We start from the raw sequence: 14,930 nt of genomic DNA on the forward strand, positions 1-14,930 counted from the left end.
AAATACGGTATTCAAATAATCGTTTCACGAATCCATCTAATTTTTTCAAATTTCCTTCTAAGCTGATCGGTACGGAGTGAAGTGATAATGAACCATCTCACGATCCCCAGATCGAGACAAAGAGAGAACGAAGAAGAAACCCTCGGGTCAATTGCCCAAGGGTCTCCTTTATATGCTGCTTATTATTTCACCGGAATATAGCCCGTTTTTTCTACTAATTCTTGTCCCTGTGGAGACAAAATCCATTCGATCAGTTTCTCTGCATTCGGATTGTCCGTCCCAGCTGTCACTGCGTAAAACTCGGCCGCAAACGGATACGCTCTGTTTTTTATCGTTTCCTTATTAGGCGCAACCCCATCAATTGCGAGTAGACGAATGTTTCCGTTTCGCACCATTTCAGTGGCATAAAACAAGAACGAGTAACCGATGGCATTCGAGTAATTTTTATAGTTGGCTGTTTGCTCGATGATTCCACCCATTCCTGTTACCACGTCTTCTTGTGGCGCGGTCATGAGCTCTTTATCCCCCATGATCTTCTGCAGCATCGTCTGACTCCCGCTATTTTCTGGACGCTGAAAGGCGCGAATGCGCTCATAGCCGCCCCCGACTTCATCCCAAGAACTGATGTCTCCCACATAGATGTCCTGAATTTGCTGGGTAGTGAGTCCTTGAACAGGATTCTCTGTATGGACGAAGAAGACAAAGGCTTCCCTACCGATTGGTGTCAGCTTAAGCTCTACTCCTTTTTCTTTTGCTGCTAGGAGCTGCTCCTCAGAAGGACCTGCTACAAAGATGACATCGACCTTGCCATCCAGTAAGTTTTCGTACGCTTTTGGCGTCTTACTTACCATGACTTCGCTGTCGTAGAGGTCGTATGTCTTGTCGGGATAAACAGCCTGCACAAAGGAGGCATAGAGAGGATACAAAGCCGTCGCCCCATCTATTTTGGGCAAATCAGACTGTAACGACAGTGTCGCAGGTTGATCAAGTTTATTGACCTTGGAATCTGCACCAAACGGTTTATACTGTTCCAGATCGACCTCTGCCTCACTGACCACAGGAATGCTGTTATGGTAATAGCTACTGATCTCATATCCTGCAACCGGCAGCGTACAAAAGAGAAAATAGACAAAGAGGGCTCGGTTCCATAGCCGACTCTTTTGCGGGGCGAACATTTGTCCGATGATGTAGATGATAAAAACGACCGTCGTGACAGCCACGAGAAGGGAATAAACTCTTCCCTGTGCGTTCAGGGCAATCATCACCACCGCCACGACTCCAATCACAGTGATGATCGCACCCAAAACGATGCATCCAAAGATTTTCCCTACCAATTCTTTGTTCATTCCTTCTCCTCCCAATTCTCCTACCGTTATTATAAATGATTGGAAGAGATTAGGAAGGAGAAGCATACCAAACTAGCCAATTCACTCGACACCTAACCATTCCTTGTAATTTGTCGCCCACTTTTGCAAATCATTGATGAACAGGCTGGCGTGATATCCATCACAAACCGCATGATGGACTTGCAAAGAAACAGGCAATAACGTTTTGCCTTCTTGTTCGAAATACTTTCCACTTGTAATGATTGGCAGCAAATATCGCCCATCTCCCGAAATATTCAGATTAAACCCACTGAAGCTAACCCAGGGAATACACGAGACAGGGAAAGTATAAGGCGGTTCCAATTCTTTCGCTACAAGACCTTTGTTGTCCCCGTACTGTTTCATATCCGCTACGTAATTTCGATAAAACACAGGGAACTCGTCAGCGAATTCCGTCCACATCGTAGAAAAAGTTTGATCGTCCTGGTGAAAAAAAGTATAGCTGGGTATCATGCTCTCCCAATAGCCCAAGTCGCCGTCGGTATGAAAGGAAGTCCGAAATTCACGATGCACATTGACAACATTCGTCACCATATACAGAAAAGCCGGGTACAGCTTCATCCCCTTTTGCCGTAGAGCGGGGAGCAACTCCGTTATATCAATATTGGCAGTCATACTGAAGGTGCAATTCACTCGGTTCAGATAATGCTCGAAATAAGGCTTTCTGCTCCAATTATCTAGATCAATTCGCTGAAATTTCATTGGATATCCCTCCTAAAATCGAAAACATGATGATTTTAGGAGGTGATTCTGCGTGTCCTTTTCATAACACCATCCCCTTCTTCACCCCTCCAGCATACCATTTGCATCTCTTTCTGACATCAGCCTGTGTATAGCTGAAATGTTTAAGCAGAAATAGTGAGAAGAAAAGGTGACACGAGTAAATAGCCCCTCATTTTGAAAGAGGAGCCTCCCATTTGGAAGGCTCCTTTTTAGCCACTTCATCCTTACTCCATCTACATTTTGCTCATATCCATATACAGCACATTCCACCGATGACCATCCAAATCAGCGAAGCCTGCCCCATACATTCCCGGACCATGCTCCCGCGGCTTACTGAAAACAGTGCCCCCAGCCTCTACCACTTGGCCCACCAATTTATCCACTTCTTCTCTGCTCTCGGCATCGATCGAAAACAACACTTCCGTGCCGCGATTCGTATCTGCCAGCTCATTTTGCGTAAATGATTGGAAAGTAACCTCAGGGAACAGCATAATCAGCATATTTTTTTCGCCGATGACCAAGCCTGCTACATCTCTGCTGTTCTCATGGCGAGGATGAAAAGAGAATCCGAGTGCGGCAAAAAACGATTTGGACTTTTCGAGATCCTTGACAGGCAAATTGATCCAAAGCTCTTTTGTCATGGGAATTTCTCCTTCGTGTTTTTAGTTGGAGGATACTTGTTATTCTCCTTTAAGAATAGCAGAATCATGCTCGAAGACTTCTTCCCGATTGCTATTTTTAGTCAAACCGTTCATTTGTATTATCCGATATTGACACTCGGAATTAGAACCGATAAAGTATTGGATAAACTTGGTTGTACAAGTGCGAAAATTCAAAAAATAAAAAACGAGGTGGGCACATGGCAAACGAGCTGATTCAAGCAATTACCCTGTTAAAACAAAAAGAATGGGTGGATCTCACGCACACATTCGGTCCGGAATCTCCGCACTTCCACGCCTTTGACGCCGCCGAATTCCAAACGCTGTTCACCCATGACGACGGCTTCTTTGCTCAGCGCTTCTCATTTCCTGGACAGTACGGTACGCACTTGGATGCACCGATTCACTTTGTGCGCAACAAGCGTTATCTGGACGAGATCGAACTGAAGGAACTCGTATTGCCACTTGTCGTCATCGACAAATCAAAAGAAGCCGAAGCCAACAACGACTATTCACTTTCCGTGGAAGACATTTTGCATTTTGAATCCGAGCATGGTCAAATCGAGAGCGGTTCCTTCGTCGCCTTGCGTACAGATTGGAGCAAGCGCTGGCCAGATGTGGAAGCCTTCAACAACAAGGATGCAGATGGCAACAATCACGCTCCTGGCTGGTCATTGGAGGCTTTGAAATTTTTGTTCGAGGAAAGACAAATCAAAGCAGTCGGTCACGAAACCTTCGATACAGATGCGACTATCGATTACCGAAAAAACGGAGCGCTTTTGGGTGAGTATTTCGTGCTCGATCAAGACACCTATCAAGTAGAGCTACTCAAAAATCTCGATAAGCTCCCGGCCAAAGGTGCTGTTATTGTAAATATTACACCGAAGCCTGAAAAAGCCTCAGGGTTTCCTGTTCGTTCGTTTGCGATTTTGCCTTAAATCGAAAGCCGAGGAAACGCCAGGTATCATCACCGATCGCCTGTCTTTCACTCGGCTTTTCCTCTGAAAATGCCCTACGTATCCAACGAGGATTTGCGGATAACCGCCACACTGGACTCCCTCACAATCAGTCGCGGCTCGAACTGTACGCGTTCGTACGCTCCTGCCCCCTGCTCTCGAATCCGTTTCAGCAAAAGCTCAGTCGCCAGTCGTGCCACCTCTTCTCCCATGATCGAAACAGAACTGATCTGCGGAGTCGTAATCGTCGTCCACACATTGTTGTCAATTCCCACGATCGCGACATCTTCTGGCACGCGGACTCCAAGCTCCTTGAACCGATTCACGATCCCGATTGCCACCATGTCATTGACCGCATAGATAGCGTCTGGCATGTTTTTCAGGCTATAAAAGTAATCAGCAGCACGAAGGCCCGTCTCAAACGAGAAGTCTTCACCAAAATACACCAGCGAAGGATCGACGTGCTGTAGCGACGCCTCATAGGCAAAATACCGCTCCTCGATCTTGTCCTTTGGCGCACCTGCGTAAGCGATTCGCGTACGGCCAATTTTGATCAGATGCTCCATGACGAGTCGACCTTCTTGACGGGCCATGCTGACCACATCTGCTTTCACATTGTCTTCGAGCTTTTTCCCATAGTTAATAATCGAAACCGGAACACTCGCTTTGTTAATCATCTGGACCAACGTCTTTGGATAGGCGAGCGGCATGATAATCAACCCGTCTACATGCAGCTTTTTGACCTCACGCACAGTCTCGAGCTCCATTCGGGCATTTCCTGCAGTATTTATTTGTACGACGCGGTAGCCATGCTGCTTGGCCGCTTGCTCGACCGACCAAGCGATATCTGGAATGATCGCATTGCGAATGTCAGGGACAGCCAGTGCGATTTGATAGGTTTGGCGCACCTTAAGACTTTGCGCAGAAGTGTTCGGAATAAACCCCAGCTCGTCGATCACCTGCAAAATCAACGCTTTCGTCTTCGGACTGATCCCCCCACTGTCATTGATGGCCCTCGATACCGTTGCGATTCCTACGCCCGCCTTCTTCGCTACGTCTTCTATTGTCACTTTATTTTTTGTATCCAACGCCTTGCTTTCCTTTCCATATCGGAATCGTTTTCTATGTTTCCGAGCTAAAATGTGTTTTCCTACCACTATTATAGCATACACAAAACCAATGGTAACGAGGCGTGAGCAAAACATGGCAGGCAACAACGCACCTGTTGCACAACACGTTACATCTTCTCAACTTTGCTAGAATCAGCATCCTTCCCTCAACCGATTGCACACCACCCACAACTCTTGCCTAGAAAATCAAATTGACAAGATGCCAAACTTATGACATATTATTTTTCGGAAACGTTTCCTATTTTACTCGCTGAATTTCATATAGAATCCAAATCAAACGAGGAGATGGCAGATATGAAAGCGTTACGTTGGCACGGTTTGAAAGACCTCCGTTTGGAAACCATTTCGGAACCGATTGCGTCCAAAGGTAAAGTAAAAATCAGAGTCGAGTGGTGCGGTATTTGCGGAAGCGACTTGCATGAATACGTTGCTGGCCCTATCTTCATCCCACAGGGAGCTGAACATCCGCTTACAGGCGAAAAAGCTCCTATTGTAATGGGGCATGAATTTTCCGGTCAAGTCGTGGAAATCGGGGAAGGCGTGAACACCATCAAGGTTGGTGATCGCGTCGTTGTCGAACCGGTTTTCGCATGCGGAACATGCGCTGCGTGCAGACAAGGCAAATACAATCTTTGTGAAAAAATGGGCTTCCTCGGTCTGGCCGGCGGTGGCGGTGGCTTCTCGGAATACGTGGCTTGCGATGAGCACATGGTCCACAAAATCCCAGACAGTCTCTCTTATGAGCAAGGCGCTCTTGTGGAGCCATCTGCCGTAGCCCTTTACGCTGTCCGTTCAAGTCAGTTGAAAGCTGGCGACAAAGCTGTCGTATTCGGTGCCGGTCCTATCGGCTTGCTTGTCATCGAAGCACTGAAAGCAGCAGGTGCGGCTGAGATTTATGCAGTGGAGCTGTCCCCCGAACGTAAAAACAAAGCAGCTGAGCTGGGAGCTATTGTCATCGATCCAAAAGAATACGACGTAGTTCAGGAAATTCACAACCGAACAAATGGCGGCGCAGATATCGCCTTTGAAGTCACAGGCGTGCCTCCTGTCCTCACGCAAGCCATCGAATCTACCAAAATCGCTGGACAAATCATGATCGTCAGCATCTTCGAAAGAGAAGCGTCAATCAAACCGAACCACATCGTCATGAAAGAGCGCAACATGACAGGCATCATCGGCTACCGCGACGTTTTCCCTGCTGTCATCAGCCTGATGGAAAAGGGCTTCTTCCCGGCAGACAAGCTGGTCACCCAGCGCATCAAGCTCGACGACATCGTGGAGCATGGCTTTGAAGCACTGCTAAAAGAGAAAAACCAGGTGAAAATTCTCGTTAGCCCGAGAGCATAAGCGAAAACGATTCCATAAATATTGTGCTGTTTCCTTCCACAGAAGGAAATACGCCATTCCGCTACAAAAAAACGGAGAGAAAGCAGGGTTACTTCCTGTTTTCCACTCCGTTTTTTCTCGTTACCCTCTTCGATTTTTAACCTTGGGGTACCACCAACAAAACGCGGATTTCGTACGTTATCAAGACCTAAATTATATAAAGTGATAAAAAATAAAGGATGTTACATATTAGTCATGTATAATATGTGACATCCTTTTACTTGTTGTTAAACAAACGCGCGCCCGATTGTTGAAGATCGTTATTGAACTAATGCCCCCGTTAGCTGAACAAGATAATTATATAAAGTACTGTTAACTTTTTTAATGAAAATCTCGGAACTGTAATATTTGATTTACTTCACCAATTTGTGGGTTCTACCATTCTTCTCTATCATGATTTTCCATATAAAATTGTTCAACAACACTGACAATCATAGTTAGCTAATTATTTATACAACAATAAAGAAATTCCATCCTATTAATAATGCAAATAATAAAGTTAACAAAGTAATTGTAAGAAAATAAAATACTTTACGTTTTTTAGAACTTACTATTTTTCTCATATATTTGATAGAGAAGAAGGCTGCAATAACTGTACATACGAGTAAAGGATAATTCAGTAAAAGATGAGGTTTGACCTCCGCAAAGGTACGGAATTTATTCATCATAATTCTAGTAATACATATTAGATTGTTTAAAACAGTTATTGTACCACATAATATTAACATTGAATAGTAGAAATTAATTCTTTTATCTTCTAATTCTAATTGTTTCTTTCTATTTTTAAATTTAAGAATGAATAAAATCATTGGTGCAATTAAGAAATACAGAGTTGTACTTAATAATACTAAAACACTAGCAATTAAAACTGGGATTGTTCTATCAGGTGGTAGTTCAGATAAATCCATACCATGTCCTACAATTATCTGTTTCACTTTGCCTTCTTCCATTTTGAATTGTAAAATGGGATACGCATTTCTAAAAACAGGGAAATTTTCTTTAACAAGTTCATAATAATATGGTTTCGTCTGTACATAAGTACCTTTATATTGCCCTAAACTCATTGTGATTTCATTTTTGTTCGTTGCACTAACAGTATATAAATTTTGATAATTTGCAAATTCTAAAAAATTCCCCTCTTGCCGTTGAAATGGAACATATTTTCCATCTACTTCATTTGAAGAAGGTAGTTTTAGATAAGGAACTTTACTCTCTGTATGCTTTTTACCAATTAACAATTCTTGTACTCCAAATAGAATGTCCATTTCAGCACTTGCATTTGTAAGGATTACAATTCCAAATCTTTCTTCAGGTACTATCGCAAATTGACTTGAAAATGTTGCAGTATTACCTCCATGACCAATAGTACGGTATTCTCCCACATATTCAAAAAAACCATGTGCCGTTCCAACCATTTCTCCATCTAAACTGTAACTTGGTGAAAACATAGTTTCTAATGTGTCTGAATTATCAAATAGTGGTGACTTTTGACCTTTTTCTGGAGTTATTGCAATTGCATATTTTGCCAAATCTTCTACCGTACCGTTTATAGAACCTGCTGGATAATGAGAAACATATGACCAATTACCAAGTATGAAACCTCCTTCTGGATTTGGTAAATATCCCTTTGCTTTTGTTTCTAAAAGTTTTTTATTATCATCAAATGTTGTATTTCCCGTTGTATTATTCATCTCAAGTACATTAAATAAATGTTCCCGTTCATAATCATGAAATGGCTGTTTACTTATACATTCCACTACATAACCAGCAAGAGATGCTCCATAGTTACTATACGAACTAGCTGTTCCCACTTTATAATACTGTTTAGATTTATCAAGTAGTAATGCTTCTTCAAGAGGGAATAATCCATCCTTTGAAAAAGCAATTGTATTAAAGGCGTAGTCTCCAAATCCAGCAGCATGATTCATAAGATCTCTCATTGTAACAGTTTGTTGGAAATTAAGTTTTTTTGCAAAGTCAGAAGGTAGATATGTTTTAATATCCTCATCTAAATCAAGTTTACCTTGTTCAACTAATTGCATTGCAGATGTCCAAGTGAATAATTTACTTATGGATCCCCATTCAAAAACTGTCTTTGATGGATCAACTGAAATTTGCTTTTCAACATCCGCATATCCATAGCCTTTTGAGAGAATAATTTGACCATCTTTCACAACTGCAATTGCAGCCCCTGGTGTTGTTTTGTCTAAATACTTCGATACATATTGATCTATCTTTTCTTCCATCTCATTCAATGGAATACCCGAAGGTGTTTCCCCGTTAATTTTCTTTAATTCCGCTGCAAAACTAAGTTTTGTACTTAGTCCAAAAACAGTCAAAAACATAATAATACTAACTGTTAATATCAATCCTATTCTTTTTATCATTTTCGTATCCCCTCTCATAAAAGTATTAGTCTTAGATTAACGCCCTTAGAGAAAAGCTATAAAATCAATATCTTTAAGAGCATTTAACTCTGCATAACCAAACTTTATTATCGTTATCGATAATGATAAAGTAAGAGTTGAATGATTGCAATAATTATTCTCATTATTTATAATAGGAATGAAAAATCGGATGAATAAGAGGGGATATTATGGTCAATAAAGTTGATGTTTTAATGCATCCCGTTAGAATGAAAATTTGCCAATCATTAATGAGAAATAAAGAAAATGGATTAACACCTTTAGAAATGGTCAAAATCATTAAAGATGTACCTCAAGCAACTCTATATAGACAGTTACAAATTATGATGGATTCTGGAATTATTCACGTTATTAAAGAAAAAAAAGTGAAATCAGTTTCTGAAAAATATTATGCTTTAAAAGAAGATGAGGCTAGAATCGATGCGGAGGAATGGAAAAAAGCATCGCAACAGCAGAAACTTGATTATGTTACTTACTACCAATTATCTCTTTTGTATCAATATCAAAGTTATCTTAAAAAATTAGAAGAGCAAAACAATTCAGAGGATAGTGCTACTTTTTCTTTAGCCGCGTTAACGTTAGATGATGAAAAATTCAAGCAATTCCAAAATGAATTAAACGAATTAATTATTAAGTACTACCATAATACAAGTGAAAATAATGCAGAAGATACTCCAGTTCGAACAGTTGCTATTACAATTATTCCAGATGCTTAAGAGACAATAATGCCTCTTAAGCATCTAGCATTGCACCTTAGTATTCTACGTTCTTCTTCAGCTAACCTGCCCCGTTACTTTAAGTACAAAACTTCACAATCTCTTCTAAAATCTAACATAAATATCCAATTTTCATTAAAGTGTTATTCAATTAAATGGCCCTTTAGCTGAATAAGGAGGGAACGATGTTCCCTTAGATTTTTTTATAAACCTCTGCATAAGCAAATTTTAACTGCTCACGTAGTTCTTTATTTTCTTCATCCAATTTCTTAATTTTACGTTTTAAAGATACTATAATTGCATCTTTATTATTCTCATCCATCTCACGTTTTATCTGCTTTGGAGTTGAAACTTGGGCTTGCTGCTCTCGTAACGATTCAATTCGTTCTCGTATTTCTGGTACTCCACCTTGCTGTCTGGTTGGAGCCAGCGCGATCTCGCGAATGTTTTCTTGCCCGCAATCGAGCTGATATTTATAATCGTACCCGTCTTCCGCTCGTATGCTTCAAAATGGCTTCGATGACGATATCCCAATCCCCACGTGGAAGCTCATGCCCTGTCCCTTCCAACGTGAGCAAGACTGCTCCCGGAATGTTGTTCGCAAGATGTAAGGCATGCGCGAAAGGGATGAGTAAGTCTTCTGTACCGTGAATCACGAGAGCTGGCACAGCGATTTCAGCTGTCCGCAACAGGTACGGTTCACTGGCCGTCACAAAGGCGTGGTTGTTCTTACTCGCATAATGGTTGCTTCTGGCGATATCGATTTGGGCCAATTCACGAACGCGCGCCTCGTCAAAAGGATGCTTGGAACCGATCAAAACTTTCGAACTCGCCACTGCAGCTGCTAAAACCTCGTGTTCATCCTCCCAATTGATCTCACCCATATTGCTGAAAAACTCCATCAGCTTCTCATCGATTGGTGGTAGGTCAGGGGCAAAATTCGACGTTGCATGCAAGATGATCGTGCGAACTCTTTCGGGATGTCGCAATGCAATGATTTGCGTCAACATTCCGCCCATGGACATACCAACGATGTGCGCCTGCTGTACACCAAATGCATCTAGGACGTGAACAGCGTCATCCGCCATATCTTCAAATGTATAGCCTGGTTGCCCAACCTCGTAGGTCGTGGAGCGTCCGACATCCCGATTATCAAAACGAATAACAAAGCGTCCAGCCTCGGCTATTCGCTGACAAAATTCTTCCTCCCACCAAAGCATGGACATCTGGGCTCCCATAATCAGCAAAATCGCCGGATCTGTGGGCTTCCCAAAGCTTTCCGCACATATTTCTACACCGTTCACTTTTAAAATCTGTTCTGCCATTGTATGTTTTCCTCCTCAACGAATGGAAATAAAAAAACACAGGCTAGACTGCCTGTGCTTACGTCATCGAAAAAGGAAGAAGAAACGAAAACCATAAAATCAGATACCAAAATCTGATTTTACAAAGATCGGTTCCATTCTCTTCGCAGATCATGCAAATAGAGGCGGTCATCACGCTTGCCTTCCTCACTCCATTTGCCCATGATTCAATTGGGTTACCGTAGCGGCAATCCATTTTTCGATTCGTATGCACACAACATAGCCTTTTCACGCTATTTCATTGATTGTGTTGTGCGAATAAAGTATCGAAAAATTAATTTGCCACACGTACCCCTCCGTGCCTGATAAGTTGTGACCATCCTACCACATGCTTTTTCTTCTGTCAACGATTGGCAGTTTCAACGGTTGTTCGTATCCCTGGCTCCGCAAAAATCGTTTCAACATCTCGGGTAAGCCGCAACTCAACCACTTGATCACATGCCAGCTTGGAAAGAATCTGGTCATGCGTGATCATGACGACCGTTTTGCCTGCTTCAGCCAGCTGTTTCACCCATGCGGCCACCTTCAGCACTCCATCGCCGTCAAGTCCGCTTGTCGGTTCATCCAGCACAATCAGTTCTGCGTCAGAGCAATAAGCGGCTGCCATCGTGACCCGCTGCTTCTCTCCACCGGATAATGACGCCGGATGCCGATCGCGAAGCTCGCGCAAACCGAAAGCATCCATCGCTTCATACGCCTTTTCGCGGAGCTCTTCATTCAAGGTTTTTCCCAACACGATTTCGTTTCCGACACTGTCTGCGTAGAGCTGGTAGTCCGCATCCTGCATCACCAAATAGCTGACAGCTCGTCTTTTGCTAGCGGACAGTGAACGACCTTGGCTGACAATCGTTCCTTTTCGCTCACGAAGAAGACCACATAAAATTTTGCATAGCGTCGTCTTGCCCGTACCGTTTTCTCCAGTCAACGCTGTTACGCTCCCCTGTGGAAGCGAGATGTCGATATCGGTGATTCCGTCGTTTTTCTTTTTATAAAAATAGCTAAGCCCTCTACCCTCCACCATGAATTCGGACATTTCTGGCTGCTCACGTTTCTTCGCTGTCTCGGGAAGCGTCATGTCAGGATGGCGCAGACCATACATGCGCACGTCATCATGAGACAACTGGCAGAACTCGTCCTTCGTCCACGTACGTGCGATTTTGCCATTTTCCATGCAGACAAACAAATCGACAACGGGTAGAAAAGGAACGAGCCGATGCTCGCTGATGAGCAAGGTGGTACCGTTTTGCTTGAGCTTGCTTACGATTTCAATCAGGTTTTGCGTAGAGGAAGCGTCCAGATTCGCAGTAGGCTCATCCAGCAAGAGAAGTGGCGGTGTCAAAACGGATGCAGCCGCTATAGCCACCCGTTGCTTTTGCCCGCTGGACAGCTTATGTAAAGAGCTATCGAGCAAGTGGGAAATCCCGAGCTGGCTCGCCTGCCTATCCATCCGGCTTCGAATCTCGTCTGGTGCCATCCCGATGTTTTCTGCGGAAAACGCCAGCTCATCCCGGACGGTTTCCATAAAAAATTGGCTGCGGGGGTCTTGAAATACGACGCCCATTAGCCGGGTACGTTCCTCGGGCAGCATGCTCGCAGGACTTTTGCCGCCAACGCTTACCTCACCCGTGAGACGTCCGGCATAAAAATTCGGTGCGAGACCATTGACCAGCCTCATAATCGTACTCTTGCCGCAGCCAGACCGCCCACATAGTACGACACACTGTCCAGCTTTTACAGATAGGCTGATCTTTTTCACGCCGGTCTCCGTGTCATGTCCCCCATCTTCCTGACCATAATGAAACGTAACATCGTTTAGCTCGATCACGAAATCATCCCTCCCGTCCAGTAAATTACCGAGCCTATCAGCGCATACACCCCGACGACGATGCCATCCGTGATCTTGAAGCCAACCGGGTAGATAGAGGTCCGCGCATTTGTGCACTCGATACCGCGGAGCTCAGCAGACGATGCCAGCTCTGACGACAGCTTCAGGCAACGGACGACCAACGGCATAAAAAAACATTCGTAGGCCATGGCCGGATGCTTTAGTACGCTGTACCAATGTGGAAAAATCCCTCTGGCGCGGATACCGTCACGAATCGCTTTCATTTCCAAAATGACTACGGGGAAAAAACGGATCAAAATGCAAATCATCACCAAAATCGTTTTGGGGACTGACATCTTCTCAAACGCACTCATGATACTGCCAGGTGGCGTATAGATCAGAACCGTGCCGATCATGATGACAGGCATCATCCTCACCATCGTGTAGACAATAAGCTTCATCGTTCCTAATGCCAACACATTCGGCATGAAAAACACAAAAGCCATGCACACGCAATAGAACACGACCAGCTGAAACGCCTTTCTGGACAGGTGATTCCATACCAAGTACACTACACTTAGTGCCACCAGTAAGTGCACCTGTATATCATCACGAACGGACATGGCCAAGATACTCGCTATTACCAGCACCAACAGATGCGTTCTGGGTCCAAGACGTCTCGTACGCGCTGTTTCTTTTTCATAAGCTTTTTCCTTCATCCGACAAACACCCCTACAACCGAGATCACACACAACCTTATAAAGGGGACATGGAACATTGCTGAAGTCCTCCTTACAAATCGTAATGATAATGATGATCATAATCTCTAGCAATACGACAGGTAGACATACGTCTTTTCGAAGTATGTTTTCGTCCGATCACGGCATGGGTGGTGACTATAATGAAAGATATTTTGACGGAACTGCATACGCCGTGTTTAATGCAATGCGGCTTTTATCGTGACGACGACCACGGTCCATACAATCACGAGGGTGTTTGCTTTTCTGTTTTGCCAGAGAAAGGGCAGGGGCGCTACTGGACTTATACCCGTGACAACCTGTTTTCGATTTCGATCCAAGATTTCGTCTTTTACGAGGATTTGTTTCTGGAGTTCCAGCAACCCAAGTACCTGAGCTTCAATTATTACGATTCCGTCTCTGGTGAAGAATTCAACCCATACAAACGATTGTCATGCGGCTGCATCCGCGTCCATATCGGCTATAACAATTTGTATCGGGCCAGTTATCGCAAAAACATTCCCATTCGCTCGACGGCTATTGAAATCATGCCGGAGTATTACGAGGATTATTTGAAAAGCAAATATCCAGTAGAGTATAAGGATCTGCGCTCGTCCTTTATTACGGTAGATGGGATGACGAATTTCGCGGAGCTTGTTTTCGTGCTCCGACAGATACGGAATTTTCGGGGAACGGGAATTGCCGCAAAGCTGTACTACGAGGGAAAAGTCGCAGAAGCAGTATCACTGATCGTGGAGAAAGCCAAAGCACACAAAAAAACGCATCCAACCAAAAGCATATCCCAACAGGACTTGGACGGCCTGACAGCTGTTACCGCCTACATTGACGATCACTTCGCATCCGAAATACACTTGGAGCACCTCGCCCGGATCGCCTGCATGGGACTCACCAAGCTGAAATACACCTTTAAGCAAGCGAACCAATGCACCATCACCGCATATATCCAAAACAAACGAATGAATCACGCCGAGCAACTGCTTACGAGCACCGATTTACACATTAATCAGATTGCGTATATCGTGGGCTACCATAACTCCAGTCGCTTCTCCCAGCTGTTTCGTAAAAGCACCGGGTTGTTGCCCAACGAATACCGGAGACTCACGGTTATAACCAAATAGCATTATGGAAAAAGCTGTAGCCGATGATGTGGCTACAGCTTTGCACTAAATAAACAGTTTTCGCACTCGCTCATCCCGCAGCCACAATCCGCCCCACATCAAAATCGCGAGGTAGACAGCAAACAGCGTATGGGAAAAGAGTGGCGCGTCTACACGGATCTGGGTAGCGATGACCCCACCGAAAAATCCAGTTAACAGAAGTGCACCCAAAACTGCTGTCCGTGGTATCGCATACAACACCGTTGATACAAGGGCGAGAATTCCAATCAAGCCAATATGATGCTCCGCATAGCCGAGTACGAGAGTTCCCTCTACGACAGGAGCAGGCTGGATGAGTTTGAATACGCCGTCAAAAAGCATAAAAAGAATGACAAGTCCGCTCATAATCCGTGCAATCCACAGTCGTGTTTTTGAAATTTGACTCCGCATGGGGGTCCCACCTTTCATTTTTTTCCTAAGCAGATCGTAGCACAATCAAAGCGGC

13 protein-coding genes and 1 pseudogene are annotated in these 14,930 nt (G+C 43.9%); 4 read left to right on the forward strand and 10 right to left on the reverse strand.

The genetic code is table 11. The annotated features are described in order from the left end of the window. Positions 1 to 182: 182 nt before the first annotated feature. The 3 genes from POF51_RS19155 to POF51_RS19165 form a co-directional block, all read right to left on the reverse strand. On the reverse strand, positions 183 to 1,346 hold the full coding sequence (locus tag POF51_RS19155) for a PstS family phosphate ABC transporter substrate-binding protein (RefSeq protein WP_069845867.1): 1,164 nt from the start codon (positions 1,344 to 1,346) through the stop codon (positions 183 to 185). Between the two features lie 81 nt (positions 1,347 to 1,427). Continuing rightward, positions 1,428 to 2,087 carry a type A chloramphenicol O-acetyltransferase gene (gene catA / locus POF51_RS19160; RefSeq protein ID WP_069845869.1) on the reverse strand — a complete coding sequence of 220 codons (660 nt, stop codon included), beginning with the start codon at positions 2,085 to 2,087 and terminating at the stop codon, positions 1,428 to 1,430. Between the two features lie 254 nt (positions 2,088 to 2,341). Further along, on the reverse strand, positions 2,342 to 2,749 hold the full coding sequence (locus tag POF51_RS19165) for a VOC family protein (protein ID WP_069845871.1): 408 nt from the start codon (positions 2,747 to 2,749) through the stop codon (positions 2,342 to 2,344). Positions 2,750 to 2,967: 218 nt separating this feature from the next. Between POF51_RS19165 and POF51_RS19170 the strand changes: the two genes are divergently transcribed. Beyond that, entirely contained in the window at positions 2,968 to 3,705 is a 738-nt protein-coding gene (locus POF51_RS19170) for a cyclase family protein (protein ID WP_271755916.1), read from the forward strand. 74 nt (positions 3,706 to 3,779) lie between these two features. Here POF51_RS19170 and POF51_RS19175 read toward each other — a convergent pair whose 3' ends face one another. Next, positions 3,780 to 4,811, reverse strand: a complete 1,032-nt coding sequence (locus tag POF51_RS19175) for a LacI family DNA-binding transcriptional regulator (RefSeq protein WP_069845875.1) — start codon at positions 4,809 to 4,811, stop codon at positions 3,780 to 3,782. 336 nt (positions 4,812 to 5,147) lie between these two features. Between POF51_RS19175 and POF51_RS19180 the strand changes: the two genes are divergently transcribed. After that, entirely contained in the window at positions 5,148 to 6,200 is a 1,053-nt protein-coding gene (locus tag POF51_RS19180) for a 2,3-butanediol dehydrogenase (RefSeq protein WP_007723812.1), read from the forward strand. 488 nt (positions 6,201 to 6,688) lie between these two features. Here the strand turns inward: POF51_RS19180 and POF51_RS19185 are convergent, their stop codons facing one another. After that, entirely contained in the window at positions 6,689 to 8,626 is a 1,938-nt protein-coding gene (locus tag POF51_RS19185; protein ID WP_271755917.1) for a serine hydrolase domain-containing protein, read from the reverse strand. Positions 8,627 to 8,835: 209 nt separating this feature from the next. Between POF51_RS19185 and POF51_RS19190 the strand changes: the two genes are divergently transcribed. Beyond that, positions 8,836 to 9,381 carry a helix-turn-helix domain-containing protein gene (locus tag POF51_RS19190; protein ID WP_069845879.1) on the forward strand — a complete coding sequence of 182 codons (546 nt, stop codon included), beginning with the start codon at positions 8,836 to 8,838 and terminating at the stop codon, positions 9,379 to 9,381. A 193-nt stretch (positions 9,382 to 9,574) separates the two neighbouring features. Here POF51_RS19190 and POF51_RS19195 read toward each other — a convergent pair. The 4 genes and pseudogenes from POF51_RS19195 to POF51_RS19210 form a co-directional block, all read right to left on the reverse strand. Then, positions 9,575 to 9,778, reverse strand: a pseudogene (locus POF51_RS19195) (DUF6262 family protein); the annotation flags it as partial. A gap of 76 nt (positions 9,779 to 9,854) precedes the next feature. Continuing rightward, positions 9,855 to 10,706: an alpha/beta fold hydrolase gene (locus POF51_RS19200; protein ID WP_271755918.1), complete on the reverse strand. Its 852-nt coding sequence runs from the start codon at positions 10,704 to 10,706 to the stop codon at positions 9,855 to 9,857. Positions 10,707 to 11,088: 382 nt separating this feature from the next. Next, positions 11,089 to 12,570, reverse strand: a complete 1,482-nt coding sequence (locus POF51_RS19205; protein WP_069845885.1) for an ABC transporter ATP-binding protein — start codon at positions 12,568 to 12,570, stop codon at positions 11,089 to 11,091. Next, positions 12,567 to 13,289, reverse strand: a complete 723-nt coding sequence (locus POF51_RS19210; RefSeq protein WP_069845887.1) for an energy-coupling factor transporter transmembrane component T — start codon at positions 13,287 to 13,289, stop codon at positions 12,567 to 12,569. The genes POF51_RS19205 and POF51_RS19210 overlap by 4 nt, the downstream gene beginning before the upstream one ends. 182 nt (positions 13,290 to 13,471) lie before the next feature. Between POF51_RS19210 and POF51_RS19215 the strand changes: the two genes are divergently transcribed. Then, a complete protein-coding gene (locus POF51_RS19215; RefSeq protein ID WP_069845889.1) occupies positions 13,472 to 14,446 on the forward strand; it encodes a helix-turn-helix domain-containing protein in 975 nt (324 codons plus the stop codon). A 45-nt stretch (positions 14,447 to 14,491) separates the two neighbouring features. Here the strand turns inward: POF51_RS19215 and POF51_RS19220 are convergent, their stop codons facing one another. After that, positions 14,492 to 14,875 carry a DoxX family protein gene (locus tag POF51_RS19220; protein WP_069845891.1) on the reverse strand — a complete coding sequence of 128 codons (384 nt, stop codon included), beginning with the start codon at positions 14,873 to 14,875 and terminating at the stop codon, positions 14,492 to 14,494. Positions 14,876 to 14,930 lie beyond the last annotated feature (55 nt).

Source organism: Brevibacillus sp. AG (assembly GCF_028369215.1).
Taxonomy (GTDB): domain Bacteria; phylum Bacillota; class Bacilli; order Brevibacillales; family Brevibacillaceae; genus Brevibacillus; species Brevibacillus porteri.

Excerpts from the sequence above, each read along its gene's own strand:
- catA (WP_069845869.1), bottom strand. The coding sequence starts at position 2,087 with ATGAAATTTCAGCGAATTGATCTAGATAATTGGAGCAGAAAGCCTTAT.
- POF51_RS19155 (WP_069845867.1), bottom strand. The coding sequence starts at position 1,346 with ATGAACAAAGAATTGGTAGGGAAAATCTTTGGATGCATCGTTTTGGGT.
- POF51_RS19185 (WP_271755917.1), bottom strand. The coding sequence starts at position 8,626 with ATGATAAAAAGAATAGGATTGATATTAACAGTTAGTATTATTATGTTT.
- POF51_RS19190 (WP_069845879.1), top strand. The coding sequence starts at position 8,836 with ATGGTCAATAAAGTTGATGTTTTAATGCATCCCGTTAGAATGAAAATT.
- POF51_RS19220 (WP_069845891.1), bottom strand. The coding sequence starts at position 14,875 with ATGCGGAGTCAAATTTCAAAAACACGACTGTGGATTGCACGGATTATG.
- POF51_RS19170 (WP_271755916.1), top strand. The coding sequence starts at position 2,968 with ATGGCAAACGAGCTGATTCAAGCAATTACCCTGTTAAAACAAAAAGAA.
- POF51_RS19215 (WP_069845889.1), top strand. The coding sequence starts at position 13,472 with ATGAAAGATATTTTGACGGAACTGCATACGCCGTGTTTAATGCAATGC.
- POF51_RS19180 (WP_007723812.1), top strand. The coding sequence starts at position 5,148 with ATGAAAGCGTTACGTTGGCACGGTTTGAAAGACCTCCGTTTGGAAACC.
- POF51_RS19165 (WP_069845871.1), bottom strand. The coding sequence starts at position 2,749 with ATGACAAAAGAGCTTTGGATCAATTTGCCTGTCAAGGATCTCGAAAAG.
- POF51_RS19200 (WP_271755918.1), bottom strand. The coding sequence starts at position 10,706 with ATGGCAGAACAGATTTTAAAAGTGAACGGTGTAGAAATATGTGCGGAA.
- POF51_RS19210 (WP_069845887.1), bottom strand. The coding sequence starts at position 13,289 with ATGAAGGAAAAAGCTTATGAAAAAGAAACAGCGCGTACGAGACGTCTT.